Raw genomic sequence first — 26,990 nt, forward strand, 5'->3', positions numbered from 1 at the left:
GTCAGTCCGCGGCCTCGGACACCGGCTGGAGGGTTTCCCGCGCCTTGGGGAGGATGTTCTTCACGTAATCCTCTACGGCCGTGTCCAGGCCGATGTCGTGCTGTGCGCGCTCGGACAGGTACCAGCGGTGTTCGAGGAGTTCGTGGTAGATCTCCGCCGGGTCCATCGAGCCGCGCAGTTCGAGCGGGACCGCCCGCACCGTGGGGCGGAACACGTCCCGTACCCAGCGGTGGGCGAGGACCTCGGGGCGGGCGGCGAGGGGGTCGCCCGGGGCGTAGTCGTCCTGGGTGGCCATCCAGCTCTCCAGGTCGTTCAGCAGCCGTCGGGCCTGGTTCTCCTCGGTGTCCAGGCCCGTCAGGCGCAGCAGTTGGCGCTGGTGGTGGCCGGCGTCGACGACCTTGGGGACGAAGGTGACGGTGTCGCCGTTGGAGGAGTGCTCGATCTGCATCTCGGCGACGTCGAAGCCGAGCTCGTTGAGCCGGCGTATCCGGCGCTCTATGTAGTGGTACTTCCCGGCCGGGTACACGGAGGTGCGGGTCAGCTCCTGCCACAGGCCCTGGTAGCGGGCGCAGATCTCGGTGCCGAACTCGATGGGGTCCACGGAGGGGTGCAGTGCCCCGGACGCCTCCAGGTCCAGCAGTTCGCCGCTGATGTTGACCCGGGCGAGGTCGAGGTCGTAGTCGCGCTGGCCGGTGCTGAGCTGGGGGTGCAGGTCGCCGGTCTCGGCGTCGACCAGGTAGGCGGCGTAGGCGCCCGCGTCGCGCCGGAAGAGGGTGTTGGACAGCGAGCAGTCGCCCCAGGCGAACCCGGCCAGGTGCAGCCGCACCAGCAACACCGCCAGGGCGTCCATCAGGCGGTGCATGGTGGCCGGGCGCATCGTCGTCTCGAACATCGAGCGGTACGGCATGGAGCCGCCGAGGTGCCGGGTGACCAGCACCGACTCCAGGGGCGCGCCGTCGGCGTCGGCGCGCCCGGTGACGACGGCGAGGGGGTCCACCGCCGGGATGCCGAGCCGGTCCAGGTCGCGCAGCAGCTCGTACTCGCGCAGGGCGGGCCGTTCGGCGAGCTCCTTGACCGCGATGACCTCGTCGCCGGCGCGGGCGTAGCGCACGACGTGCCGGGAGATGCCGCGCGGCAGGGGTACGAGGTACTCCTCCGGCCACTCCTCCAGCGGCAGGTGCCACGGCAGCTCCAGCAGGAGCGCGGGGTGCTCCGGGTTGGTCGCGCTGATCTGCAGAGCCATGGGCGGGGTGTCCTCGTCTCGCGGGTGATCGTCACCTCACCCTAGACGGCCCGCTCCCTGGCCTGAAGTGCCGCTTCACGGACCGGACCGCGGTGGGCGGGGCCGTGGCCGGGCAGGAGCAGGTCGGCGTCCAGCGCGGCGAGTATGTCCAGTGAGGAGACGGCGCGGGCGCGCTCGCGGTGGAACATGTCGGGCAGCAGGTGAGGGCCCTTGATCCGGGACGTGGGGTGACCGCTCACCAGCGCGTCCCCCGCGATCAGCACGCCGGTGCCGGGGATGTGGAAGGCGCAGTGGCCGTTCGTGTGGCCGGGCGTGTGCACGGGTAACGGCCGCCCGGGCAGGTCGAGCGGGGCCCCTGTCGCGAACGCCGCGGGCGCGGTGACCGGGACATGTGCCTTGCCGCCGGAGCGGATCGCGTGCAGCGCCCAGGGCAGGACGCCCGGCCGCCACCCGTTCCTCAGCACCTGCCTGACGGACACCTGGTGCAGGAACTCCCGTCGGGCGTGCGGCACTTCGGCCTCGTGGAGCAGCACGGGCGTGCCGTACGCGGCGCGCAGGAACTCGGCCGAGCCCACATGGTCGTTGTGGGCGTGCGTGATCAGTACGGCCGACACGGCCTCCGGTGAACTCCCCACCTGAGCCAGGGAAGCGAGCACCTGCTCCCGGTCCCCGGGATACCCGGTGTCGATCAGTGTGACGGCGTCCCCCTCGGAGAGGATCACCCAGTTGGTGTTGCTGCCGTGCACCAGATAGGTGCCGTCGGCGACTTGGCGTACGTCTGCCCGCATGACCGTCCCGCATCCCGAGGTTTCTGCCCGACGGGAACAGCAAAGCAGAACTCAGTTCACGCCGTGCGGGCGGAACTGGACGCTGACGCGCGGCCCGGTGGCGCGTGAGGTCTTCGGGATCGCGTGCTCCCACGTCCGCTGGCAGGAGCCGCCCATCACGATCAGGTCGCCGTGGCCCAGCGGGCGGCGCACCGTCTCGCCGCCGCCCATCGGGCGCAGCAGCAGGTCCCGGGGTGCGCCCACCGAGACGATCGCAACCATCGTGTCCTCGCGTGCGCCCCGGCCGATCCGGTCGCCGTGCCAGGCGACGCTGTCCCGGCCGTCGCGGTAGTAGCAGAGCCCCGCGGTGGTGAAGGGCTCGCCCAGCTCCTCGGCGTAGTGCGCGGTGAGCGCCGCCCGCGCCTCGTCCAGCACGGAGTGCGGCAGCGGGTCGTCCGCGCCGTAGAACGCGAGCAGCCGGGGTACGTCGACGACCTGGTCGTACATCTTCCGGCGCTCGGCGCGCCAGGGGACGTCCGCGGCCAGCTGTTCGAACAGTGTGCCGGAGCCGCTGAGCCAGCCGGGCAGCACGTCGATCCAGGCGCCCCGGCCGAGCCGGGTCCGGCGGATCCCGTCGAGAGGGGCGAGCATCACCTGGTCCGTCTGGTCGAAGAGGGAGCCCTGGAGGTGCGTGGTCATGGATCCAGCGTACTCCTTAATCGAAAGCCTGTTCCCATCGAAAATGTAAGCGCCGCCAGACTTTCGATGCATTGGTGTATCGGATACATTCCCGTATCGAACGAAGGGGCGGCCATGGTGGCGGAGCGGACGGCACAGCGCGTGACCAGGCGTCGCGTGCGGACACGGGCCAATCTGCTCGACGCCGCCTTCGAGGTGTTCGCCGCCAAGGGGTTCGGCCGGGTCTCGATCGAGGAGGTCTGCGAGGCCGCCGGCTACAGCCGGGGTGCCTTCTACTCGAACTTCGACAGCCTCGACGAGCTCTTCTTCGCCCTCTACCGGCAGCGCGCCGACCTGATCGCCGAGCAGGTCGCGGACGCGCTGGCGCTGGACGGTCCCGCGCTCGACGTACCGGAGTCCGTGGACCGGGTCACCGAGGTGCTGCTGCTCGACGTGGAGTGGCTGCTGGTGAAGACCGACTTCCTGGTGCACGCGGCCCGGGACCCGGCCGTCGCGCAGAGCCTGCTGGAGCACCGCGAGCGGCTGCGCGCGGCCATCGCCGACCGGCTCGCCCGGGCCACCGGGCACACCGCACTGCCCGCCGTGTTCGACGGCATCGACGGCGCCGCCCGCGCGGTCGTCGCCGCCTACGACGGGGTCACCACCCAACTGCTGCTGGACAAGGACGTCGACAGCGCCCGCGCCTGGCTCAAGCAACTGCTCACCGCCCTGCTGACCGACGGCAGCGGCACCCCCGAATGAGGAAGGGAACGGTCGCATGGATGCCGACGTCATCGTCGTCGGAGCGGGCCTCGCGGGCCTCGTTGCCGCACATGAACTCACCAGCCGGGGCCGCCGGGTCGCCCTGGTGGACCAGGAGAACGCCAACAACCTGGGCGGACAGGCCTTCTGGTCGTTCGGCGGGCTGTTCCTCGTCGACTCACCGGAGCAGCGGCGCCTGAAGATCAAGGACTCCTTCGAGCTGGCCTGGAACGACTGGCAGGGCAGCGCCGGGTTCGACCGCGTGGACGACGAGGACTCCTGGGCGGTGCGCTGGGCGCGGGCCTACGTCGAGTTCGCGGCCGGGGAGAAGCGGTCCTGGCTGGAGGGGCACGGCATCAAGTTCCTGCCCACCGTCGGCTGGGCCGAGCGCGGCGACCTCCGCGCCCACGGCCACGGCAACTCCGTGCCCCGCTTCCACATCGCCTGGGGCACCGGCACCGGCGTGGTGGAGCCGTTCGTGGACTACGCCAAGCAGGCCGCGCGCGATGGTCTGCTGACCTTCTACCACCGCCACCAGGTCGACGAACTCGTCATCGAGGACGGCCAGGCGCGCGGGGTGCGCGGCACCGTCCTCGCCGAGGACACCTCGGCCCGGGGCGTGAAGTCCAACCGCGTGCGCGCCGGGGACTTCGAGCTCACCGCCCCGGCCGTCGTCGTCACCACCGGCGGCATCGGCGCCGACCACGACATCGTCCGCCGCTACTGGCCCGAGCGCCTCGGCACCCCGCCCGCCGAGATGGTCACCGGCGTCCCCGCGTACGTCGACGGCCGGATGCTCGACATAAGCGCTCATGCGGGCGTACGGCTGGTCAATCGCGACCGCATGTGGCACTACACCGAGGGCCTGCAGAACTGGGACCCGATCTGGCCCGGACACGGCATCCGCATCCTGCCCGGACCGTCCTCGATGTGGTTCGATGCGCTCGGCCGCCGCCTGCCCGACCCCTGCCTGCCCGGCTACGACACCCTCGGCACCCTCAAGTACCTGCGCACCACCGAGGACATCGCCGGATACGACCACTCCTGGTTCATCCTCACCCAGAAGATCATCGAGAAGGAGTTCGCGCTCTCCGGCTCCGAGCAGAACCCCGACATCACCGCCAAGGACCGGGCGGGCTTCCTCAAGGAACGCGTGCTCGGCAAGGGCGCCCCGGGACCGGTCGACGCCTTCCTGCGCAAGGGCGCGGACTTCGTGACCGCCCCCAACCTGGAGCAACTCGTCGAGAAGATGAACGGGCTGACCGACAAGCCCCTGCTCGACGCGGCCACGGTGCGCCGCCAGATCGAGGCCCGCGACCTCCAACTCGCCAACTCCTACAGCAAGGACGCCCAGGTGCAGGGCATCCGCAACGCCCGCCGCTACATCGGCGACCGGCTCGGCCGGGTCGCCACCCCGCACCGCATCCTCGACCCGTCGGCGGGCCCGCTGATCGGCGTCAAGCTGCACATCCTCACCCGCAAGACCCTCGGCGGCATCCAGACCGACCTCGACTCCCGCGCGCTCGGCGCCGACGGACAGCCGGTGGGAGGCCTGTACGCGGCCGGTGAGGTGGCCGGCTTCGGCGGTGGCGGCGTACACGGCTACAACGCGCTGGAGGGCACCTTCCTCGGCGGCTGCCTGTTCTCCGGGCGCGCGGCGGGCCGGGCCGCCGCCCAGCAGACCGGCTGAGCGCTCAGCCCAGCAGACGGGCCAGGACGGCCGCGTGACTCTCGTCGGGAGTCTTCGCGGCCGTCAGCAGCGTCACGGGCCCCTTCGGCTGCGTCCCGATCTCGTCGTGCTGGACCTGATGCTTCCGGTGATCGACGGCTTCGGGGTGTGCCGGGCGCTGCGCCGGAACCCCGGGAATCCAGACATCCCGGCGCTGATGCTCACCGCCCGCTCCGCCGAGGACGACGTCCTGCTCGGTCCGGAGCTCGGCGCCGACGACTACATGACCAAGCCGTACAGCCCGCGCGAGCTGATGGCCCGGATCCGTACGGTGCTGCGGCGCAGTGGACGGCCCGCCGACCGCCGGGAGGACCCCGTCGGCCGGGCCGCGGGCCTCACGGTGGATCCGGCGCGGCACGAGGTGCGCTGTGACGGGGAGCCGGTGGAGTGCACGCCGGCCGAGTTCCAGATCCTGCTCGCCATGACCGCCGAGCCCGAGCGGGTGTTCTCCCGGCGGCAGTTGCTGGAGTGCACCCGGGGCGTGGACCGGGCCTCGACCGAACGGGCCGTGGACGTCCACATCATGAACCTGCGCCGCAAGATCGAGGCCGACCCGCGGCGGCCGGTGAGGCTGCTGACGGTGTTCGGGGTGGGCTACAAGCTGAGCGGCGGCCGAGGATGAGGTCCGGCATACCGCTGCGCAAGCGGCTCCTGGTCCGGCTGCTGATCACCTCGGTGCTGATCGCCGTGTGCTCGGTGGCGGCGGCCGCTGCGGGCGCTGACCGCGGCCGCACAGCAGCCGCCACCGTCACCCTGGCCGCGCGCCGCGACGGCGACCACGTCGTCCTGGACGTCACCGGCACCGGTACCGGCATCGTCCCCGAGGACCTGCCGCATGTCTTCGACCGGTTCTGGCGGGCGGAGAAGTCGCGCAGCCGCCGCACCGGCGGCAGCGGACTCGGACTGCCCATCGTCCGCCATCTGCTCGCCGCACACGGCGGTACGGCCGAGGCGACGAGCGAGCCCGGCACCGGCTCGGTGTTCACGCTCCGGCTGCCGGGAGGTGAGCCCCCGAAGGACACCTGAGCGGTACTACCCGCTCCCGCGTCGCACGGCAGCCGTCCGCCGCAGCAGCGCGAGTCGTTCCCCCTCGCTCGTTCCGCCCCACACACCGACCGCCTGATCGGTGTCCAACGCCCAGCGCAGACACTGCTCCTGCACCGGGCAGCGCCGGCACACCGCCTTCGCCTGCTCGGTCTGCATCAGCGCCGGGCCCGAGGTGCCGATCGGGAAGAAGAGGTCGGGATCCTCGTGGCGGCATGCGGCACGGCCGCGCCAGTTGTCCATGGAAGTCACCTGCGCTCGAAGTCGTACGTGCCCTTTCGGATGCTTTTAGTCGCTTTCGGGTCACCTGTCGATACGGAAGTGAAACCACGGAGTTGTGGGTCGCAACGCGGTCATTGCTCGCGCAGGCCCCACGGAGAGCCGTACTCGGTCAGCAGATCCAGGAACGGGCGGGCCGGGAAGGCCTCCGGGCCGAGTACGCCGGCGCCCGACCAGGCGCCGTCGGCGAGGAGTTCGAGCGCGACGACCGGGTTGACGGCCGTCTGCCACACCACGGCCTGGCTGCCGTACTCGGCCATCGACCACTCGTTGTCGATGACGTGGTAGAGGTACACCTCGCGCGGCGCCCCGTCCTTCACGCCCCGCACCCAGGTGCCCGCGCAGGTCTTGCCGCGCATCCGCTCGCCCAGTGTCGCCGGGTCGGGCAGACAGGCGGCGACCACGTCCCGGGGCGAGACCCGCACCGGCCCGTCGGGGCCCGGCACGGTCACCGGCTCGGTGCGGTCCAGGCCCAGCAGGTGCAGCGTCCTGAGCGTGCTGATGAACTCCTCGCCCAGGCCGTACTTGAAGCTGACACGGCGCGCGTCGACCCAGCGCGGGACCAGCAGCACCTCCTCGTGCTCCACGTTCACGCACTCCACCGGGCCGATGCCCTCGGGGAAGTCGAACACCTCGGGTTCGCTGAAGGGTTCGGTGGTGAACCAGCCCCGCTCTGCCTCGTAGACGACCGGCGGGTTGAGGCACTCCTCGATGGTGGTCCAGATGCTGAAGGAAGGGGCGAAGTCGTACCCGTCGACGGTGAGGTTCGCGCCGTCGCGGACGCCGATCTCCTCGATCTCGTCGAAGAGTTCATCGGCCGCGTACCGGGCGAAGACATCCGAGAGCCCCGGCTCCACACCCATGCCGACCAGGGCCAGCGCGCCCTCCTTCGCCCACTCCTCGGCCTCGGCGAACTGCTCGTCGCCGAGCTTGACCCCGCACTGCCGGTACGGGTGCTCGGAGTGCGGACGCGACAGGGACATCGCCATGTCGACATAGGTGGCACCGGCCGTCCGCGCCGCCCGGAACAGCGGCATCACGAAGCGCGGATCGGTGGCGTTGAGGAGGACGTCGCAGGAGTGCCGCCGCAGCAGCTCGGCCACCGCGGCCTCGTCTCCGGCGTCGACACGCTCGGCACGGAAGCGGGGGTCGTCGAGGTGGGCGACGGCGGCCTCCGCCCGCGCCGGGTCGAAGTCGGCGACCACCATCGCCTCGAAGAACGGACGACGGGCGGCGATCCGGGTCACGGCGGTGCCCACACCACCGGCGCCCACGAGCAGTACACGCATGACGAGAACTCCCTGCTGGAGGTGGAGAAGAAGGTGGGGCCCCGGCGCAGATACAACGCCCGCCGCTCACGTAAGGTCAATGGCGTTGGCATAAGGCGGGAGGGTGGAACGTGCCGAAAGCGGTGGTCCCCGAGGAGAAGCGGCGCCGGCGTCGCCCGACCAAGAGCGGCACCGTGCTGTCCGAGGCGCTGATCGTCGAGACCGCGCTGCGCCTGCTGCGCGAACACGGCAGCGCCGGGCTCACCGCCCGCCGTCTGGGCCTTGCCCTGGATGCCGACCCGAGCACGCTCTACCGGTACTTCCGGGGCATGGACGACCTGACCCTCGCCATCGGCGACGCGCTCATCGGACAGGCCCTGCGCGGCTGGCGGCCGACGGGGCAGTGGCGGGCGGACCTCAGGACGGTCGGGCTGCGGATCCACGCCGCCTACGTCGGCCATCCGCAGGCCGCCCTGCTGACGACGAACCGGGTCACCGGCCGGGCGAACGAACTCGCCGCCGACGAGGCCGTGCTGGACGTCCTGCGCACCGCGGGCTTCCCACTGCCCGAGACGGTGCGCGTCTATCACGCCTTCATCGACCAGACGCTGGCCTTCGCCGCCCTGGACGCCGCCTCCCTGGCGCTGCCGAGCGCCGCGCTGCGCGCCGACGAGGCGATGTGGCGCTCGACGTACGCCCGCCTGCCCCGCACCACCCACCCCCGTATCGCCGAGGCGGCACCCCTGCTCGCGACACGCATGGTGACCAGCGCTTATCCGACGGCGCTGGAGATGCTACTGGACAGCGCGGAGGCCCGGCTGGAAGCGGTGCGCTGAGCGGCGCCGTCACCAGGTCTCGGCCGGATGAAACGCTCCCGGACGAGACCACCCAGGGATGCGCGGTCGACGGCTCCGGCAGCGCTTGATGTCCGGCGAGGCAGAGCCTCAGGCGGGTCCGGTCCTCGGACCCAGCCCCGGGCGTTCCTCGCCGATGTGATCGCGATGGTCCTCGGCATGCCGCGCGCCCTGTTCCCCCAGCTCGCCGCCGAGACCTACGCGTCCTACGGCGAAGAGCTCGCGCTCGGTGTGCTGTTCGCCGCGATCCCCGTCGGCGCGGTACTCGGCGGACTGTTCTCCGGCACCTTCTCCCGGGCGCGCCGCCACGGCCTGATGGTGATCGGCGCCGTCGTCGTCCGGGGCGCCGCCGTCACGGGCTTCGGGCTGAGCGGCGGTCTGTGGCTCGGGGTGGCGTTCCTGGTCGTGGCCGGGGTCGCGGACATGGTGTCGATGGTCTTCCGCGGGGCGATCCTGCTGTCCGCCGCCACCGACGAGATGCGCGGCCGGATGCAGGGCGTCTTCACCGTCGTGGTCGCGGGCGGACCGCGGCTGGCCGACGTCCTGCACGGCACCGCGGGCTCCGCATTCGGCGCGCGGCAGGCGGTCGCGGGCGGCGGCCTGCTGGTCGTCGTCGTGATGCTGGGCCTGGCCCTCGCCGCCCCGGCGCTGCGCCGCTACCGCGTCTGACGCCGCCTACAGGGCGCTGCGCCGGCGCATCCCGTACTGCTCCATGAGTTTGCCCCGGGTCATCTCCAGCCGGTGCGCGAGGATCTCGGCGACCGTGCGCACCAGGATCAGCCCGAGCTGCTGGTCCTCCTCGCACAGCCGGAGCACGGCCGCGGCGTCGAACTCGTAGGCGCGCACCGGGCTGAAGGCCTCCGCGCCGAAGTCCCACTGGTACGGCGGGAAGAGCCAGGACCAGCCCAGCAGATCCCCGGAGCCGAGACTTGCGACGGTGACGCGCTGGACGGAGGTCACCTGCTGGTCGAGCGAGACGGCGCCGGAGCGGATCACCCAGAAGCGGTCGGCGGTGCCGCCGGCCTCGAAGATACGGGCGTCCTCCGGGAAGGAGACCTCCCGGGCCACGGTCATCAGGTGCTGGCGCTGTGGCGGGGGAAGGGCGGTCAGTAGTTTGGTCGCTTTGGTCATGACACGGGGCTCCTCGCCGGCGTCGGGGTTCCGGGGCTTTCCCTACGCCCATTTCAGCCGCTGCCGACGCGTAGAGCACCTCGACGGACTACAGAACCGGTGGAGATTTCCGCGGGCATGAAAAAGCCCTGGCTGGACGGGGGAGGCCAGCCAGGGCCGTATGCGGGGTGCGGGGGACGGTTCTCATCGACCCCGCGACCACGTATGGATGAACCGTAAACCATTTGTGGCGGCCGTACGAAATCGCAAGCGGGGCTCGTGACCCGTTTCACTCCCCGTCCGCCGTCACCCGGATCGTCTCCAGATGCGGATCGGTCGGGTCCGGGAGGTTCATGCCCGCGTCCCGCCCGGTGAGCAGATACCGCAGCACCGGCTCGGTCAGCCGCTCGCCGGGCAGGACGACCGGGATGCCCGGCGGATACGGCGTGATCATCTCCGCCGCGATCCGGCCGACGGCCTCGTCCGCCGGGACGTCCTCAGCGGGACCGAAGAACGCGTCCCGCGGTATCCGGACCTGCTCCAGCTGCAGTTCGGCGGGCGCCGGCACCTCCACACCGGGGACCGGGCGCAGCCCGGGAGCGGCCCCCGCGAGATCCTCCAGCGCGGCGATCAGCTCGCCCGCGGTCTCCTCGTCGTCCGCGTGCGTGATCTGCGCGCCGATCCTGCGGTGGTCGGACAGATGGACGTCGACGGTCCGGTACTGGCGCAGCCAGTCCGCCGCCCGGTACCCCGTCATACCGAGGCCGTCGACCTCGATGGTGACGATCAGCGGATCCAGATCGTGCGCGAGTCCCGCGCCGCAGAAGTCGTCCCGGTCGTTCACATGCATCCCGTCGAGCCGCTCGACGGCGGCCCGCACCCGGGCCGCGCGGTCCAGCGCCCCGCCCATCAACTCCTTGCCGTGCAGCGCCATCTGCCGGCGCCAGCCGTCCAGACCGGCGTAGATCAGCACCGACGGGCTGGTGCTCCCGAGGAGGTCCGAGCGCATCTTGAGCAGCTGGGGCGGCACCAGGTCGCCCTGGAGATGGAAGACGGAACCCTGTTCGAGACCGCTGCCCATCTTGTGGACGCTCGTCACACAGATGTCGGCGCCCGCGTCCATCGCCCACGACGGCAGATCGGGATGGAAGGGCAGATGCGCGCCCCAGGCCTCGTCCACGACCAGCGGCAGCGACCGCCCGTGACAGACGTCGGCGATGGCCCGCAGATCGGCGCAGGTTCCGTACGGCGTGGGGCTGGTCACCAGCGCGCCCTTGACGTCCGGGTGCTCGGCGAAGGCACGGTCGAAGGCCGCCGGGGACGGCGGATGCGCGAGATGCCGCTCGGCATCCCACTGGGGCTCCACCCACACCGGTTCGATGCCGGCGAGAATCAGCCCGGACACGACGGACTTGTGGGCGTCCCGCCCGATCAGCAGCCGCTCGTGGGGGCCGGCGACGGCCAGCATGGCCGCCTTGACGGACAGGGAGCTGCCGCACGTGGTGAAGAACGTGTGGTCGGCGTGGACCACGTCGGCCATCAGCTCCTCGGCACGCTGCAGCACGCTGCCGCGGGTGAGCCGGTCGTCGAGCCCGCCCGACGCCAGGACGTCGCCGAGGAAGACCGCGTCCCCGAGGATCTCCCGCACCGCGGGATCCGCGCCGCGGGCCTGCTTGTGCCCGGGTGGCGAGAACGAGGTCCGCCCTTGACGGTGGTATTCGGCCAGGGCCTCCAGCACCGGTGCTCGGTCGTGATCGGCTTTCATACGTGCCGGGTTCCCGGCACGGCGGGGACGAATCGGCGCCCGGCTCACGGCTCGTCCGGATGGGAGCCCGGCGTCAGGATCTCGTCCAGCACCCGGAGCACGGCCTCATACGCGAGCATCCGTACGGCGGCGTTCTGCGCCCCCTCGGGGTCACTCGACCGCAGGCCGAAGCTGCGCGTCCGCCACGCTTGCTCCTCCTGTCGCGCACAGGTCCGGGCGCGCTGGATGCGCCGTAGCAGTTCGTCTGAGTCCACGACATCGGTCATGGCACCCGCGTACCCCCGATGCCCCGGTTGCTGCACCCGATGCGGACACCGGGAGGTTTGACCTGCCGGGCTGGGGCGACCAGACAAGAGGAGGGATTCAAGGCGCCCGAGGGAGCGCGCCCCTCGATTCACCGATTCTCGGAGTCAGACGATGCGCGGGGAGTACACCACCCAGTCCGTGAACCAACCGGCCCAGGCACGCAGGGCAGTGGAACGCGCGGTTGCCGACCGCTGCCGCGCCACCGGGACGCCGTGCGACCGCGCCGCCGTCCAGGACGCACTGCTCGTCGCCTCGGAGCTCACCACCAACGCCATCCTGCACGGCGGCGGAGTCACCGACTTCCGCGTCGACCTCGTCGAACCCGGCGTCCGGGTCTCGGTGAGCGACCGCAGCGACCGCTTTCCGGTCATCAGCGACCCCGGCGAGCGGCGGGGGCACCGCCGCTTCGGCGGTCACGGCTGGCCGATCGTGTGCCGGCTGTCCCGTGACGTCCAGGTGTCGGTGCTGCCCGCGGGCGGCAAACGCATCAGCGCGGTGGTGCCGCTTGTCTGAAAGCCGCGCCCACTCGGCCGCCGATGGCCGGTCTGCGACGTGACTCGCGCCCGAACCGGGGCATTCGGACCCCGGGAGGCCGTGATGAACCTGAGTGCCGTGGCAGGGGCCGGACGCACCCCGACCGAGCCGAGGGCCGCCGCGTCGACAGCGGAGGGCGCCGCCCGGGCGGGCCTGGCCGCGCGGGGCGTGATCTATCTGCTGGTCGGCGCCCTCGCCCTGCAGATCGCCTTTGGCGACCGTCGCCGCCAGGCGGACCGCCAGGGCGCCCTGGCCGAACTCTCCGAACAGCCCTTCGGCTCCGTCCTGCTGTGGGCCCTGGGCATCGGCCTGGCCGGCATGGCCCTGTGGCGGCTCTCGGAAGCGGTCTTCGGCTCCGTCGGACCGGACGGCCGCAAGCCCCGAAAGCGCCTCCTGGGACTGGTCAGGTGTCTCTTCTACGGCTTCGTCGCCTCCTCGGTGCTGCTCTTCGCGGCGAGCGGCGGCAACGGCGGTGGCGCTTCCGGTGACGAGCAGTCCCGCGACATCACCGCCACCGCGCTGGACCTGCCCGCCGGACAGTGGATCGTCGGTGTCGGCGGGGCCGCGGTCACCGTCGCGGGGGTGTGCATCGGTGTCCAGGCGATGCGCCGCAGCTACCGCGACAAGCTCAAGCTCGGCGAGATGTCCCCGACCGGGCAGCGGCTGACGGACGTGACCGGCGTGGGCGGCGGTGTGGCCCGCGGCCTGGTGTTCGCCGCGCTGGGCGCCTTCGCCGTACGCGCCGCCGTCGACTACGAAGCCGACAAGGTCAAGGGACTGGACGACACCCTGCGCTCGTTCGCCGACACCGCCCTCGGACCGTGGCTGCTGGCCGCCGTCGCCTTCGGCCTTGTGCTGTTCGGCCTGTTCTCCTTCGCGATGGCACGGCGGCGACGCGTCTGAGATGCCGCATACGGGGAACGCGGGCCAGATGAACGACTACGAGCTTCCACCCGACGGCCGGCCCGTGGACATCTACCTCGGCCTGCTGCGTTCGCGCATGGACACGGAGGATTTCCTTCGGCTGCTCGACGTCGTCGAACCCGTCCTCCGGGCGATCGACGAACGGCGGCTTCCTCCCGCCGAGTTCGCCCTGGACGACGACAGCGCCGACCAGCTGCCCCAGGAGATCCGCGACGAGGCGGCGCTGGTCATCGCCACCGCCGTCACGGGCCGGCTGGACAACGAGGTCGTCGAGATCGACCTCGGCGACACCGGCTCGGTCCGCGTCGTCACCGACTCGGCCACCGCCTCCGACCCCGCCCGCCTGGACGAGATCGCGGCCTACATCCAGGGCCGCCGCCACGACGACGAGGAGCTGCGCGGTATCGCCGAGGTGAGCGGCCTGCCCACCGACTTCTGACCGGCCGACTTCTGACCGGCCGCAGCGCTACGTGCCGACCGGAACGCCGAGCGGCCGCGCCAGGCCCACCACGGACTCGTCGAGCCGGTGCAGGTGCCGCAGCACCCGGTCGGTGACCCGGCCGTACCGGGTGGTGCCCGGGGCCTGGGGCTCCAGGAGCGAGGCAATGCTCGGCCCGGTCTCGACCCGGTCCGTGGCCCGCTCGTCGGTGACATGCGCGGCGAGGGCCTCGATGTTGTGCGCGATCCGCCGCCCCGCCCCGCGCAGCCGGGGGTCCGCCGCGATCGAGGGATGCGTGGGCAGCAGCTCGGCGGTCGCCGCCAGCGAGCGCGCGTGATAGGCCGCCGTCTCCAGCAGCGCCACCACATAGCGGGCGGTGTCCCGCCGGGCCCTGAGCGGAGTGACCGGATGGGTCAGCGGCTGGGTCGCGGCCCGCAGATCCGCCAGCGCCTGGTCCAGGTCCCGCGCCTGGTCCAGCAGGTCCACCGGAGGCCCTCCGCTGAGCTGCTCGACGGCCGTCCCGGTGACCTCGCCGAGCCGCTCCAGCACGGTGGCGAGCAGCTCGTTGGTACGCCGGTCGGTGGCGACCGGCAGCACCAGCGCCGCCGCGACCACCCCGCAGGCCGCCCCGAGCGCCGTCTCTCCGATCCGCAGCACCAGCACCGAGAGGCTGTAGGTGTGCAGCAGGGTGTAGAGCAGCCCGAGCGCGGCCGTGACGAAGAACGACATCAGCGTGTACGACAGGGGCGCGGTGTAGAACATGCAGAACACGAAGACCAGCACCAGCGCGAACGCCGTCCACGTGTGCTGCCCGACAAGACCCGCCAGCACGATGCCGGCCACGGCGCCGAGCACGGTGCCCAGCAGTCTGCGGTAGCCCTTGACCAGGATCTCGCCCGTGGAGGAGGTGTTGAGGAAGACGATCCAGCAGGTCAGCACCGCCCAGTACCAGCGGTGGCTGGACAGCAGCTCCCCGCCGACGATGGCCAGCGACGAGCCCACGGCGACCTGCACGGCGGCCCGGGTGGTCGGCCGCCGCAGCCCCGTCGGCTCCTCCTCAGGGGTGTCCTCCACGGCGTCGATGGCGGCGTCCTCGGCGTCCAGCTCCTCGCGGGAGCGGGCCGTGGACGGGGTGTCGTCCGACTCGTCCTGCGGCCCGTCCAGCGCGATCCGCAGGCCCAGGACCGCCCGGGCGGCCTCGCCGATCCCGCGGAAGACGTCCTGCACGGCCGGGGAGGCGCCGGGCAGGCTCTCCTCGTCGCGATAGGACAGCAGACGGTTGCGCACATGGGCCAGCGCGGTGCCGCCCGGATGCTGGACGAGCAGCCGCAACGCCTGAAGGTCCCGCCGCAGTGCCTCGACCGCCTCGTCCCGCACGGGCAGCCGGCCGGCCGTCGGGACGGGCGCGCCGGGCAGATGCAGGGTCAGGGTGTCCGTCCGTTCGGCGCTGCGGGCGGTGAGCAGCAGCAGTCCGAGCCGCTCGGCGGCGATCTCGGCGTCCGCCACCCGGCGCTGCACCAGGCGTGCCGTGCCCTCGTCGGCCGTGCCCTCCTCCAGACGCCCCTGGATCATCAGCGCCGTCTCGTGCAGCCGCGCCGTGCCCTCGCGCACGTTCCCCAGCGTCCGGTCCGCCTCCTCCGGACCCGCGTCGAGCAGGTCGAGCTGCGCCGACACCAGCTGGGCGAACCGGGCGCGGAAGGCCTCACGCAGCCGCCCCAGCGTCCCGGCCGGAGTCTCGGGCACCAGCGCGAACCGCACCACGGCACTGCACACCACCGCCGTGACGACCGCGGCGCACAGCTCCGGCAGGTCCGAGACGGTGGCGCCGACGAACAGGGACACGAAGTACAGCTGGAAGCCGATCAGCCCGAGCGCGGTGCCGCGGTCCCCGAACCGGCGGCCGTAGACGGCACTGAAGATCAGCGCGATGAAGAACAGGTCACCGGCGACGACATGGGAGTGCAGCAGCGCGGCCAGCGCGACGGAGGCGAGCGCGACCGGCAGACCGAGGGCGAGCGTGACGGCCTGCGGGCCGCGCTGCTTCTCCCGTACGGCGAAGGTGGAGACCATCGCCGCCATGGCGCCCGCGACCAGATGCGGCACGTCCGCCCCGAACAGCGCGAGCACCACCAGGGTGAGCGCGATCGAGGCCACCGTCCGCAGCCCCGCGGCCAGCCGCAGCAGCCCCGGATCGGAGGCCGCGACCCGGTCCCGCAGCCGCGCCCACACCGGCCCTGTGCCTATGCCCGACCCTCCGCCCCCGTCACGTGCTCCCGCAGCTGCTCCGGCGTCAGATACGCGTCCGTGTACTCGAAGTCCTTCAGCTTGGCGGGCTTGCGGGCCTGGAAGCCGGTGCGCACGAAGTCGTCACCGGCGACGGCGTTGAGCACCCAGTTCGTCAGCACCCGCGTCTTGGCGACATTGGTGCGCAGCGCCGACCAGTGGTAGCCGCGGGCCACCACCTGGGCCGGCAGTCCGCGCAGTTCGACGCCGAGCGGCTTGGACACCGCGTCCTTGCCACCGAGGTCGACGACCAGGCCGAGGTCCTTGTGCTCGTACGGCCGCAGCGGCTGGTTGCGCAAGGTGGCGATGACGTTGTCGGCGGCCACCTTGCCCTGCCGCATGGCGTGCTGGGCGGTGGGCGGGCAGACCGCGCCCTCCTCCTTCCTGGCCACGTCGGGCACGGCCGCCGCGTCGCCGAGCGCGAACACGCCGTCGTGGCCCGGCAGGCTCATCTCCGGGGTGACCTCCAGCCGTCCGCGCACCGTCTTCTCACCCAGCGTCCCGATCAGCGGGCTGGCGACGACACCAGCCGTCCAGATCAGGGTGCGGGTCGGAATCACCCGGCCGTCGGTGAAGGTGACCTCCTCCGGGCCGGCCTTGGCGATGGAGACCCCCAGGGAGATCTCGATGCCGCGCCGGCGCAGGATTTCCTGCGCGTCCCGGCCCAGCTTCTCGCCGAGCTCGGGCATCAGCTTCGGCGCGATGTCGATCAGATGCCACCTGATCAGCGCCGGGTCGAGCCGCGGGTAGCGCTTGACCGCGTTGTGCGTCAGCTGCTGCAGACACGCGGCGGTCTCGGTCCCCGCGTATCCGCCGCCGACCACCACGAACTGCAGCCGGGCGGCCCGCTCCGCCGGATCGTGGCTGGCGTCGGCGAGGTCGAGCTGCGAGATGACGTGGTCACGGATGTAGGCGGCCTCGGCGAGCGTCTTCATCCCGAACGCGTGGTCCGTCAGACCCGGGATGTCGAAGGTGCGGGTGATGCTTCCGGGGGCCAGCACGATGTAGTCGTACGGCTGGTTGACGATCTCGCCGGTGATGGTGCGGATGACGCACACCTTGGACGCGAGGTCCACGCCGATCGCGCCGCCCGGGATGATCCGGGTGCGGTACTTGCGGCTGCGGCGCAGGGATAGGGCGATCGACTGGGGCGTCAGCACGCCGGAGGCGACCTGGGGCAGCAGCGGCAGATAGAGCTGGTAGGCGAACGGTGTCACCAGGGTGACGTCGGCCTCGTCGGCGGCGAGCCTGCGCTCCAGACGGCGAACGCACCCCACTCCGGCGAAGCCTGCGCCCACCACCAGGATCCTGGGTCGTGTCACGGTGTTCATCCCTTCTGCGGCTCCAGGCGGTCTGCTATGACGTCGTTCGCCTGCCCCTGGATCGCTGCCTCGCACCTCATCGATCCCACCGCGCTCCCGGCCGCTCCGCCAGTCGGGTGCGGCAGGCAGATGAACGACGTGTTCGAGCCACACTGCCCCACGGGGCCCGTGGGCACACGGGGTTCCCCGAGATCGGCCGCTCACTCACCAGGGCAGGAAGACATGGACGTCCTTGCCGCGCTCATGGGTGATGACGCCGACCTGATGGCTCAGGGACTGCACCAGATACCAGCCGACTCCGCGCCCGCCCCGGCTCGGGTCGAAGGCGCGCGGCGCGGGCGGCTCCTGACTGGTGTCGCGCAGGACGACGTGCACCCCGTCGAAGGCCCGGCTCAGGCGCAGCTCGAACGGGCCCGGGGCGTACTCCACGGTGTTCGCCGCCAGCTCCGTGACCACCAGCAGGATGTCGTCGCAGTGGTCGGGCTCGGCGGGCGGGGAGACCCGCGCGAGGTCGTGGAGGTACGCCTCCGCGGCCAGGCGCGCCTCGCTCACGTCACCGTGGGCGCCCGCGAAGCGGACGAGACGGTCCGCAATGTCCTGTCCAGCCAAGGTGTCATCGTCCGTCTCTCCCCCCATGCACCTGCGCTGTCCGGCTTCCCCGCACGCCGCGACCTACGCACGGTCACCGGAAGACGTTGTCGGCGTCCTCCCACACCGCGGACTCGTCCGGCACCGGACGGCGCCGGGTGTCCGCGCGCGCCTGGTACATCGCGTCGATCTCCAGCGCGTAGTGCCGCACGATCACATCTCTGCGCAGCTTCATCGACGGCGTCAGCAGGCCGTTGGTGAGGTCGAACGGCTCCGGCAGCACCCGGAAGACCCGGATCGACTCCCACCGCGACACCGCGCTGTTGGCGGCCGCCACCGCCCGCGCGATCTCCTCGCGCAGCGCGTTGTCCTCCCGGGCGTCCCGGCTGCGCGGGTCGGGACGCGGCCCCAGCGTGCCGCGCCAGTACGCCAGGAAGTCCGGGTCCAGGGTGAGCAGCGCCCCGACACAGGGCCGGTTGTCGCCGACGACCACCGCCTGATGGATCAGCGGGTGCATCCTCAGCCGCTGCTCCAGAGCGGCGGGCGCGACGCTCTTGCCGGTGCTGGTGACGATGACGTCCTTCTTGCGGCCGGTGATCGTCAGATAGCCGTCGGGGTCGAGGATCCCGAGGTCCCCGGTGGCCAGCCAGCCGTCGCGCAGCGCGGCCCGGGTCGCCGCCTCGTCGCCCACATAGCCCTGGAACACCGACGGCCCGCGCACCAGGATCTCCCCGTCGTCGGCCACCCGGACATCCATGCCGGGCAGCACCTTGCCCACCGTCCCCGACCGCCCTCCGCCCGGCGGCTGCGCGGTGACCCCGCCGGCGGTCTCGGTGAGCCCGTACCCGTCGTTGAGGTAGATGCCGATGCCCTCGTAGAAGAGGGAGATCTCCCGGTTCAGCGGCGAGCCGCCGGACGACGCCCGCAGCACGCGGCCGCCCAGCCCGCCGCGCAGCCCGCGGTAGACCGTCCGCTCGTACAGGGCGTGCTGCAGCCGCAGATCGAACCCGGGCCCCGGCCCCTCGCCGAGCCGGTGCCGTTCCACGGCCGCGGCGAAGTCCCGGGCCGTGTCGGCGGCCCGCTCGAACAGCGCGCCACGGCCCGACTGCCGGGCGGAGCGCAGGAAGTTCTTGTAGATCTTCTCGAAGACCGACGGGACGGCGCAGAAGTACGTCGGACGGAACGAGCGCAGCGCCGCCGTCAGGGAGCCGCCGCTCGGGTCGGACTCATGGCCCATCAGCATCCCGCCGCGCACGCAGAGTCCCTGCACCATGAGCCCGTACACATGGGAGAACGGCAGGAAGGCGAGCACCGACGCCTGTCCTCCCGGCGGCACCACCAGATGCCCCCAGTCCTCCAGCAGCGTGTCGCAGCCGCTCGCCAGGTTCCGATGGCTGAGCGCGCACCCCAGCGGGCGGCCCGTGGAGCCGGAGGTGTAGGCGATCAGGGCCGTGGAGTCCGGCAGCACGATCCGGCGCAGTGAGTCGACGGCGGCGAGCGGCACGAACGTGCCCCGCCCGATCAGTTCGTCCAGCGCTCCCGCGTCCAGCTGCCACACATGCCGCAGCAAGGGCAGCGAGGCGCACACGGAGCCGACCGTCATGACCGACTGCTCGTCCTCGACCACCACGCCCACACAGCCGGAGTCCCGCAGGATCCACTCCACCTGCTCGCGCGAGGACGTCGGATACACGGGGACCACCTCGGCGCCCACCGCCCACAGGGCGTAGCTGAGCACCGTCCACTCGTACCGGGTCCGCGCCATGATCGCGACGCGGTGCCCCGGCGTGATCCCGGAGGCGACCAGACCCTTGGCGAGGTCCACCACCGTGTCCCGCAGTTCCACCGCGGTGATCTCGGTCCAGTCCGAGGAGCCCCCGAGGCGGCGTGCGAGCACCGGCAGGGTCGGTTCGAGAAGGGCCCGCTCGAAGATGCTGTCGGCGAGGCCGCCCGTCGGCGGCGCGGAGACGGAGGGAGCCAGGGCGAAGTCGCGCATGCGCAGCTCCTGTGGTGTACGCGGTGTGACGCCACCGATGAGCAGGGTTATCGGCGCTGCCCGAATCTAGCCGAGGTACGAGCGAACCGTGCCGGAATCCGACAAGTCGACGCCGCGCCTTGTCGTCTCACCCCTGGGTGCGCCGCACGCACTCCGTGACCACGTCCCGCAGACTGCTGCTGCGCCCCATCAGCTCGCGCTGCACCCGGGCGCCGTTGCCTCGCCCCAGCAGCTCGGCGACGCGGACACGGGCGTCGTCGAGGTCACCGCTGTCCTCCAGCGCCTCCCCGACATGGTCCAGCAGGGCCAGCACCACGGCCCGTGCCGGCATGGGCCGCATGGTCACGGGGTGCAGCAGCTCCTCGGTGAGCCCGGCCCGGGCGGCCTGCCAGGCCGCCAGCCGCAGCACGCTCACACTGTGCCGCGCCGGCTCCAGACCCGCCCGCCACTGCCGCGCGGAGGTCTCCACCAGGCCGCGGGCCAGGGTGGCGAGCAGGACGGCGGTGTCCGCGTGCAGACACACGTCCGCCACCCGGATCTCCACCGTCGGATAGTTCCGGGACAGCCGGGCGTCGAAGTAGACCATCGCCTTGTCGAGGATCACCCCGGTGTCGAGCATCTGCGCGACCACCTCCCGGTACCGCTCGGCCGACCCGAAGACCTCGGTCGGACCGGCCGACGGCCAGCGCTGCCACACCCGGCTGCGGTAACTGCTGTACCCGGTGTCCTTGCCCTGCCAGAAAGGCGAGTTGGTGCTCAGCGCGGCCAGCACCGACAGCCACGGCCGCATCCGGTCGATGACGGCGACTCCCTCGTCGTCGGAGTCCACGGCCACATGGACATGGCAGCCGAGGACGAGCTGCTCCCGGGTGGCGATGCCGTACTGCTCCGCCATCCACTGGTAGCGGTGGTTCGCCCCGACGCACGGGCTGACCGGCAGCGGGGACGTGGCCAGCGCCGCCACCGCGCAGCCCAGCTCGCCCGCGTGCCGCGCCGCCTCCTTGCGGCAGCGGACGATCTCCCTGCCCAGGGCGTCCATGCTGGACTGCGGCTGGGTGGCGTACTCCAGCATCTGGTCGTGCAGTTCCTTCTCGAACACGTCCTTGCCGTCCACGCTGTCCAGCGCGGCGCGGGCGACGATCGCGGCCGACAGGGCCCGCGGTTCACCCGTCTCCGGGTCGACCAGGAGGAGTTCCTCCTCCACTCCGACGGTCCGCACCTGAGGCACCCCTTCTGTGGCCCGACGCGAGCACGACGAGGATTTCGTCGTACGCCCCGACTGCCCGTTTCAGGGCATTCGGACACCTCGCGCCGCCTTGCGGCCCTCAGGAGGGGTACGGCGTCAGCCACACCGTCGCCAGCGGCGGCAGGGTGATCCGGATCCCGTCCTCCTCCGGCTTGATCGGCCCCGGGTTCGTGACGTCGCCGCCGCCGTACCTCGCCGCGTCCGTGTTCAGGGTCTCCTCCCAGACGAGACCGCCCTCGGGGACCCAGATCCGGTAGTCCTCCCGTACGACCGGGGAGAAGTTCGACACCGCGAGCAGGGGAGTGCCGTCGGCGGCGAACCTCAGGAAGGCGAAGACGTTGTCGTCGGCCGCGTCCCCGAGGGCCCACTGGAAGCCGCCCGGGTCGGTGTCCCGCTGCCACAGCGCCGGGGTGGCGAGGTAGGCGGTGTTGAGATCACGGACGAGATCGCGGACGCCCCGGTGGTCGGGCTCGGCGCTGTACCCGGGGTCCAGCAGCCACCAGTCCGGGCCGTGGGGCTCGGACCACTCGCCTCCCTGCGCGAACTCCTGCCCCATGAACAGGAGCTGTTTGCCCGGGTGTGCCCACATGAAGCCCAGGTACGCGCGGTGATTGGCGCGTTGTTGCCACCAGTCGCCGGGCATCTTCGACACCAGCGCCTGCTTGCCGTGGACGACTTCGTCGTGGGAGATCGGCAGGACGTAGTTCTCGCTGTAGGCGTACACCATCGAGAAGGTCATCTCGTTGTGGTGGTACTTGCGGTGCACCGGCTCGTGGCTGATGTAGCCCAGCGAGTCGTGCATCCAGCCCATGTTCCACTTCAGTCCGAAACCGAGCCCGCCGCTGTCGGTGGGCCGGGTCACCCCGTCCCAGGCGGTGGACTCCTCCGCGATCGTCACCACGCCGGGCGCCCGCCGGTACACGGTGGCGTTCATCTCGCGCAGGAAGGCCACCGCGTCCAGATCCTCCCGGCCGCCGAACACATTGGGCGTCCACTGACCGGAGTCGCGCGAGTAGTCGAGGTAGAGCATCGAGGCGACCGCGTCCACCCGCAGCCCGTCGATGTGGAACTCCTCGCACCAGTACACGGCGTTGGCGACGAGGAAGTTGCGCACCTCGACCCGCCCGAAGTCGAACTCGTACGTGCCCCAGTCCGGATGCTCGGCCCGCCGGTCGTCCCCGGGTTCGTAGAGCGGCTCCCCGTCGAACCGGGCCAGCGCCCAGTCGTCCTTCGGGAAGTGGGCGGGCACCCAGTCCATGATCACGCCGATGCCCGCCCGGTGGAGCGCGTCGATCAGGAACTTGAAGTCGTCGGGCGTGCCCAGCCGCGCCATGGTCGCGTAGAAGCCGGTGATCTGGTATCCCCAGGAGCCCGAGAACGGGTGGTGGGCGACCGGCATGAACTCCACATGCGTGAAGCCGAGGTCGTTGACGTAGGCCGGGAGCACCTCGGCCAGTTCACGGTAGGTCAGCCCCGGCCGCCAGGACGGCAGGTGCACCTCGTACACCGAGAACGGCGCCACGTGCACCGGGGTGTCCCCACGGTGCGCCATCCACTCCGCGTCGCTCCACTCGTAGCGGGAGGAGTGCACGATGGACGCCGTGTCCGGCGGGATCTCCGCGTACCGCGCCATCGGGTCGGCCTTGAGGAAGCGGTGGCCGTGGCGGGAGTGGATCTCGAACTTGTACCGGGTGCCCTCGCCGACCCCGGGCAGGAACAGCTCCCACACCCCGGACGCGCCGAGGGAGCGCATCGGGAACGCGGTGCCGTCCCAGTAGGTGAAGTCCGCGGCGACCCGCACCCCCTGGGCGTTCGGCGCCCACACGGTGAACCGGGTCCCGGTCACCCCCTGGTGGGTCATCGGCTCGGCGCCGAGCGCCTTCCACAGCTGCTCGTGCCGCCCCTCCCGGATCAGATGGAGATCCAGCTCCCCGAGGGCGGGCAGAAAGCGGTACGGGTCGTCGACCTCCTGCTCCCCGTCCTCGTACGACACCAGCAGCGTGTACGCCGGGATCTTCTTCCGCCGCGGCAGTACGCCGGAGAAGAGGCCGTCGCCCTCGGAAGTGAGCTCTCGGCGCTCGCCGTCGATCACCACGCTCACCGCGCGGGCGAACGGGCGCAGCGTCCGGAAGGCGACCCCGCCCGGGACCACGTGGGCGCCGAGCAGCGCGTGCGGGTCGTGGTGGGCGCCGGCCAGCAGACGTCCGCGGTCGGTCGGGTCCAGGGGCGGAGCCGTCCGGCACCGGGCACGGCCGGACGGCTCGGGCAGCGAGGTGTCACGCAGCGCCATGGGGGTCAGCCTCCTCGTACGGCGAGACGTTCGATCGCCGCCATCGGTACGGGAAGCCAGTCCGGACGGTGTCTGGCTTCGTAGAGCACTTCGTACACGGCACGGTCGGTCTCGTAGGCGCGCAGCAGACCGTGTTTCTTGCGCGGGTCCCATCCGGCGGCGGCCGCGTAGCCCGCGCAGAAGGCCTCCCGGCAGCGGCGGGCCCATTCCGGCCGCCACGGCCGGCGCTGGCGCGCCGCGTAGTCGAACGAGCGCAGCATCCCGGCGATGTCCCGCACGGGGGAGTGCAGGCTGCGCCGTTCGGCGAGCGGGCGGGACGGTTCGCCCTCGAAGTCGATCACGAACCATTCGCGTCCGGCCCGCAGCACCTGTCCCAGGTGCAGATCGCCGTGGATGCGCTGGGCGGGCGGGCCGGGGTCACAGGTGGTGAGCGCCCCGAAGGCGGTCCTGAGGCCCGGCACGAACTGCTGCAGGGCCGGTACGCAGTGCGCCGCGGAGTCCAGCCGCTCGGTCATCGCCGCGGCCGTACCGGCGTTCTCGCGGCGGGTCTCGAACGGGAACGCCGAGGCGAGGGCGAGGTGGACCTCCGCGGTGGCCCGGCCCAGCTGGTGGGCCTCCGCGGTGAAGTCGTCACCGTGGGCGAGCGCCTGGAGCGCCAGCGTCCAGCCGTCGGTCGCGTCCCGCAGGAACGGCTGGAGCACACCGAGGGTCGCGTCCCACGGACGGGTCGTCCGGAACCAGGCGACCGGTGCGGGGACCCGTCGGCAGCCCTGCCGGGCGAGCGCGCCCGGCACCTCCAGGTCCGGGTTGACGCCCGGCTGGATGCGCCGGAACACCTTCAGAACGAACGCGTCGCCGTACACCAGCGAGGAGTTGGACTGCTCGGCGTCCATCAGACGCGGCGCCAGACCGGCGGGGACCGGCACCGAGGAGCAGGACTCGAAGCGCAGCGGTCCGGCCGTGCCGGGGTGCCGCAGCCGGTCCAGCAGCATCTGCGCCGACCGCAGGTCCTGCAGGGCGTCGTACACCGTGAGACCCGCCAGCGGGCCCTCGTCCGCCCGGCCGATGAGGCTGCGGCCCAGGCGCGGGGAGGGGTGCTCGCGCACCCCGAGCAGCAGCTGGTAGCAGTCGCCGGCCGGGAGCGCGGTGGTGGTGCCGCCGGGGGCGGGCACCGGGACATGGCCGGCATGGACCAGCAGATGCAGACAGCCCGGGAACAGCTCGGTCATGGACAACAGGGCCAGATCCGTGACCGGCCGGTCCTTGCCCGCGAACCACCGCTGCCGCGGCAGCCACTGACGCAGCAGACCGCCGAGCGAGACCATGATGTCGGCGACGGCCGGAGGGCTCGGTCTGAGGGATGCGGTCTTCGGCATGGTGACGCGTCCTTTCGTCGGCACGCTCAAGGGCACACACGCTCAAGGGGCAGACGCTCGGTGTCGGCGGCCGATGCGGGAGGCGACTCGGGACAGCCGGAACCAGTAGAAGCCGTGACCGCCCAGGGTGAGCAGGTACGGCAGTTCGCCGATGGCCGGGAAGCGGACCCCGCCGAACAGCTCGACCGGGTGCCGTCCGTCGAACTCGCGCAGATCGAGCTCGGTCGGCTGGGCAAAACGGGAGAAATTGTTCACGCACAGGACGAGATCGTCCTCGTACTCCCGCAGAAAGGCCAGCACCGCCGGGTTGGACGACTGGAGTTCGGTGAAGGAGCCGAGCCCGAAGGCGGGGTTCTGCTTACGGATCTCGATCATCCGGCGTGTCCAGTGCAGCAGCGAGGAGGGCGACGCCATGGCCGCCTCGACGTTGATGACCTGGTGACCGTAGACGGGGTCCATGATCGTGGGCAGATAGAGCCGGCCGGGGTCGGCCGTCGAGAAACCGGCGTTGCGGTCCGGCGTCCACTGCATGGGGGTGCGGACGGCGTCGCGGTCGCCGAGCCAGATGTTGTCGCCCATGCCGATCTCGTCGCCGTAGTACAGGATCGGCGAGCCCGGGAGGGCGAGCAGCAGGGCGGTGAAGAGTTCGATCTGGTTGCGGTCGTTGTCGAGGAGCGGCGCGAGACGGCGGCGGATGCCGATGTTGGCGCGCATGCGGGGGTCCTTGGCGTACTCGGCCCACATGTAGTCGCGTTCCTCGTCGGTGACCATCTCCAGGGTCAGCTCGTCGTGGTTGCGCAGGAAGATGCCCCACTGGCAGCCGGACGGGATGGCCGGGGTCTTGGCCAGGATTTCCGAGACCGGGTACCTGGACTCCCGCCGTACCGCCATGAAGATCCGCGGCATCACCGGGAAGTGGAAGGCCATGTGGCACTCGTCGCCGCCGCTGCTGAAGTCGCCGAAGTAGTCGACGACGTCCTCCGGCCACTGGTTGGCCTCCGCCAGCAGCACCGTGTCCGGGTACATCGCGTCGATCTCGCGCCGGACGCGCTTGAGGAACTCGTGCGTGGCCGGGAGGTTCTCGCAGTTCGTGTCCTCTTCGGCGTACAGATACGGCACGGCGTCCAGCCGGAACCCGTCGATACCGAGGTCGAGCCAGAAACGCAGGGCGCCAAGGATCTCCTCCTGCACGGCCGGGTTCTCGTAGTTGAGGTCCGGCTGGTGGGAGAAGAAGCGGTGGAAGAAGTACTGCTCCCGTACGGGGTCGAAGGTCCAGTTGGAGGCCTCGGTGTCGACGAAGATGATCCGCGCGTCGGCGTACTGCTTGTCGTCGTCGGCCCACATGTAGTAGTCGCCGTAGGGGCCGTCCGGGTCCTTTCTCGACTCCTGGAACCACGGGTGCTGGTCGCTGGTGTGGTTCATGACGAAGTCGATGATGACCCGCATACCGCGCTGGTGGGCGGCGTCGACGAACTCGACGAAGTCGGCGAGGTCGCCGAACTCGGGGAGGACGGCGGTGTAGTCGGAGACGTCGTAGCCGCCGTCCCTGAGGGGGGACTTGAAGAACGGGGGCAGCCACAGGCAGTCCACGCCGAGCCACTGGAGATAGTCGAGCTTGGCGGTCAGGCCCTTGAGGTCACCGACGCCGTCGCCGTTGCTGTCCTGGAAGGAGCGGACGAGGACCTCGTAGAAGACGGCGCTCTTGAACCAGTCGGGATGCCGGTCCTTGGCCGGCGTGTCCTCGAAGGTGTCATGGACGGGCTCGTTGACAGTCATGACGCGGTAGACCCTCCGATCTGCGGCGAGGCGGGCGAGGCCTGGACGTGGAGTACATGCGCGGGTGCCCTGCCGGGCTCAAGGCGCACATAGTTGGTCCTGCCCCACAGATAGGTCTCACCCGTCAGTTCGTCGTGCACGGACAGGGATTCGTCCCGGCCCCGGCCGAGTTGCGGCATGTCCAACGAGATCGTCGCCTCCTGGGTGTGGTGCGGATCGAGGTTGACGACCACCACGACCGTGTCCTGGCCGGCGCGCTTGCTGTAGGCGAGCACGGCGTCGTTGTCGGTGTGGTGGAAGCGGAGGTTCCTCAGGCGGTGCAGCGCGGGGTGGCCGCGCCGGATGGCGTTGAGCTTGGTGATGAGTGGAGCGATGGTTTCCGCGGTCTGCCAGTCACGCGGGCGCAACTGG

General features: G+C 71.4%; 24 protein-coding genes and 2 pseudogenes. 9 read left to right on the forward strand and 17 right to left on the reverse strand.

Annotation, left to right across the window (positions count from 1 at the left end):
- Position 1 precedes the first annotated feature (1 nt).
- Genes RMT89_RS25110 through RMT89_RS25120 form a run of 3 tightly spaced genes read right to left on the reverse strand, consistent with a single transcriptional unit; the run spans position 2 to position 2,709 of the window.
- Positions 2–1,243, reverse strand: a complete 1,242-nt coding sequence (locus RMT89_RS25110; RefSeq protein ID WP_315886051.1) for a DUF4032 domain-containing protein — start codon at positions 1,241–1,243, stop codon at positions 2–4.
- Positions 1,244–1,284: 41 nt separating this feature from the next.
- Positions 1,285–2,031, reverse strand: a complete 747-nt coding sequence (locus RMT89_RS25115) for an MBL fold metallo-hydrolase (protein ID WP_315886052.1) — start codon at positions 2,029–2,031, stop codon at positions 1,285–1,287.
- A 51-nt stretch (positions 2,032–2,082) separates the two neighbouring features.
- Positions 2,083–2,709 (reverse strand): alpha-ketoglutarate-dependent dioxygenase AlkB, encoded by a 627-nt coding sequence (locus RMT89_RS25120; RefSeq protein ID WP_315886053.1) that lies wholly within the window; start codon positions 2,707–2,709, stop codon positions 2,083–2,085.
- A 114-nt stretch (positions 2,710–2,823) separates the two neighbouring features.
- Here RMT89_RS25120 and RMT89_RS25125 point away from each other — a divergent pair, with 114 nt between their 5' ends.
- The 4 genes and pseudogenes from RMT89_RS25125 to RMT89_RS25140 all read left to right on the forward strand — a co-directional run.
- Positions 2,824–3,450, forward strand: coding sequence for a TetR/AcrR family transcriptional regulator (locus tag RMT89_RS25125; RefSeq protein ID WP_315886054.1), 627 nt, complete (start codon positions 2,824–2,826; stop codon positions 3,448–3,450).
- Between the two features lie 16 nt (positions 3,451–3,466).
- On the forward strand, positions 3,467–5,140 hold the full coding sequence (locus tag RMT89_RS25130) for an FAD-binding dehydrogenase (protein WP_315886055.1): 1,674 nt from the start codon (positions 3,467–3,469) through the stop codon (positions 5,138–5,140).
- Between the two features lie 34 nt (positions 5,141–5,174).
- Entirely contained in the window at positions 5,175–5,801 is a 627-nt protein-coding gene (locus RMT89_RS25135; RefSeq protein ID WP_315886056.1) for a response regulator transcription factor, read from the forward strand.
- 113 nt (positions 5,802–5,914) lie between these two features.
- A pseudogene (locus RMT89_RS25140) lies at positions 5,915–6,205 on the forward strand (sensor histidine kinase); the annotation flags it as partial.
- Positions 6,206–6,211: 6 nt separating this feature from the next.
- Here the strand turns inward: RMT89_RS25140 and RMT89_RS25145 are convergent.
- Both RMT89_RS25145 and RMT89_RS25150 read right to left on the reverse strand, forming a co-directional pair.
- Entirely contained in the window at positions 6,212–6,466 is a 255-nt protein-coding gene (locus tag RMT89_RS25145; RefSeq protein WP_315886057.1) for a WhiB family transcriptional regulator, read from the reverse strand.
- Positions 6,467–6,576: 110 nt separating this feature from the next.
- The gene (locus tag RMT89_RS25150; RefSeq protein ID WP_315886058.1) at positions 6,577–7,791 is read right to left on the reverse strand and encodes a saccharopine dehydrogenase C-terminal domain-containing protein; all 1,215 of its coding nucleotides are present in this window, start codon (positions 7,789–7,791) and stop codon (positions 6,577–6,579) included.
- A 110-nt stretch (positions 7,792–7,901) separates the two neighbouring features.
- Here RMT89_RS25150 and RMT89_RS25155 point away from each other — a divergent pair, with 110 nt between their 5' ends.
- Both RMT89_RS25155 and RMT89_RS25160 read left to right on the forward strand, forming a co-directional pair.
- Positions 7,902–8,606: a TetR/AcrR family transcriptional regulator gene (locus RMT89_RS25155; RefSeq protein ID WP_315886059.1), complete on the forward strand. Its 705-nt coding sequence runs from the start codon at positions 7,902–7,904 to the stop codon at positions 8,604–8,606.
- 141 nt (positions 8,607–8,747) lie between these two features.
- A pseudogene (locus RMT89_RS25160) lies at positions 8,748–9,293 on the forward strand (MFS transporter); the annotation flags it as partial.
- Positions 9,294–9,299: 6 nt separating this feature from the next.
- Here the strand turns inward: RMT89_RS25160 and RMT89_RS25165 are convergent.
- From RMT89_RS25165 to RMT89_RS25175, 3 genes are all read right to left on the reverse strand, one after another.
- A complete protein-coding gene (locus tag RMT89_RS25165) occupies positions 9,300–9,755 on the reverse strand; it encodes a cyclic nucleotide-binding domain-containing protein (protein ID WP_315886060.1) in 456 nt (151 codons plus the stop codon).
- A 268-nt stretch (positions 9,756–10,023) separates the two neighbouring features.
- On the reverse strand, positions 10,024–11,499 hold the full coding sequence (locus RMT89_RS25170; protein ID WP_315886061.1) for an aminotransferase class I/II-fold pyridoxal phosphate-dependent enzyme: 1,476 nt from the start codon (positions 11,497–11,499) through the stop codon (positions 10,024–10,026).
- A gap of 44 nt (positions 11,500–11,543) precedes the next feature.
- A complete protein-coding gene (locus tag RMT89_RS25175; protein WP_315886062.1) occupies positions 11,544–11,765 on the reverse strand; it encodes a hypothetical protein in 222 nt (73 codons plus the stop codon).
- A gap of 151 nt (positions 11,766–11,916) precedes the next feature.
- Here RMT89_RS25175 and RMT89_RS25180 point away from each other — a divergent pair, with 151 nt between their 5' ends.
- The 3 genes from RMT89_RS25180 (at position 11,917) to RMT89_RS25190 (ending at position 13,702) form a co-directional block, all read left to right on the forward strand.
- Positions 11,917–12,318, forward strand: coding sequence for an ATP-binding protein (locus RMT89_RS25180; protein WP_315886063.1), 402 nt, complete (start codon positions 11,917–11,919; stop codon positions 12,316–12,318).
- A gap of 84 nt (positions 12,319–12,402) precedes the next feature.
- Entirely contained in the window at positions 12,403–13,242 is an 840-nt protein-coding gene (locus tag RMT89_RS25185) for a DUF1206 domain-containing protein (RefSeq protein WP_315886064.1), read from the forward strand.
- A gap of 28 nt (positions 13,243–13,270) precedes the next feature.
- Positions 13,271–13,702 carry a hypothetical protein gene (locus RMT89_RS25190; protein WP_315886065.1) on the forward strand — a complete coding sequence of 144 codons (432 nt, stop codon included), beginning with the start codon at positions 13,271–13,273 and terminating at the stop codon, positions 13,700–13,702.
- Positions 13,703–13,729: 27 nt separating this feature from the next.
- Here the strand turns inward: RMT89_RS25190 and RMT89_RS25195 are convergent, their stop codons facing one another.
- The 9 genes from RMT89_RS25195 to RMT89_RS25235 all read right to left on the reverse strand — a co-directional run.
- A complete protein-coding gene (locus tag RMT89_RS25195; protein ID WP_315886066.1) occupies positions 13,730–15,931 on the reverse strand; it encodes an FUSC family protein in 2,202 nt (733 codons plus the stop codon).
- Positions 15,932–15,942: 11 nt separating this feature from the next.
- Positions 15,943–17,316, reverse strand: coding sequence for an NAD(P)/FAD-dependent oxidoreductase (locus RMT89_RS25200; RefSeq protein ID WP_315886067.1), 1,374 nt, complete (start codon positions 17,314–17,316; stop codon positions 15,943–15,945).
- Positions 17,317–17,511: 195 nt separating this feature from the next.
- Positions 17,512–17,943, reverse strand: a complete 432-nt coding sequence (locus tag RMT89_RS25205; protein ID WP_315886068.1) for an ATP-binding protein — start codon at positions 17,941–17,943, stop codon at positions 17,512–17,514.
- A 46-nt stretch (positions 17,944–17,989) separates the two neighbouring features.
- The gene (locus RMT89_RS25210) at positions 17,990–19,891 is read right to left on the reverse strand and encodes an AMP-dependent synthetase/ligase (RefSeq protein ID WP_315886069.1); all 1,902 of its coding nucleotides are present in this window, start codon (positions 19,889–19,891) and stop codon (positions 17,990–17,992) included.
- 127 nt (positions 19,892–20,018) lie between these two features.
- Positions 20,019–21,110: a glutamate--cysteine ligase gene (locus RMT89_RS25215; protein WP_315886070.1), complete on the reverse strand. Its 1,092-nt coding sequence runs from the start codon at positions 21,108–21,110 to the stop codon at positions 20,019–20,021.
- A 106-nt stretch (positions 21,111–21,216) separates the two neighbouring features.
- Positions 21,217–23,427 (reverse strand): 1,4-alpha-glucan branching enzyme, encoded by a 2,211-nt coding sequence (glgB, locus tag RMT89_RS25220; protein WP_315886071.1) that lies wholly within the window; start codon positions 23,425–23,427, stop codon positions 21,217–21,219.
- A 5-nt stretch (positions 23,428–23,432) separates the two neighbouring features.
- Positions 23,433–24,803 (reverse strand): maltokinase N-terminal cap-like domain-containing protein, encoded by a 1,371-nt coding sequence (locus RMT89_RS25225; RefSeq protein WP_315886072.1) that lies wholly within the window; start codon positions 24,801–24,803, stop codon positions 23,433–23,435.
- A 42-nt stretch (positions 24,804–24,845) separates the two neighbouring features.
- On the reverse strand, positions 24,846–26,579 hold the full coding sequence (gene treS, locus RMT89_RS25230; RefSeq protein ID WP_315886073.1) for a maltose alpha-D-glucosyltransferase: 1,734 nt from the start codon (positions 26,577–26,579) through the stop codon (positions 24,846–24,848).
- On the reverse strand, positions 26,576–26,990 hold a 415-nt coding region (locus RMT89_RS25235; RefSeq protein ID WP_315886074.1), incomplete at its 5' end, for an alpha-glucosidase C-terminal domain-containing protein. The genes treS and RMT89_RS25235, both read right to left, overlap by 4 nt.

This window comes from Streptomyces sp. P17 (genome assembly GCF_032436805.1).
Lineage (GTDB): Bacteria > Actinomycetota > Actinomycetes > Streptomycetales > Streptomycetaceae > Streptomyces.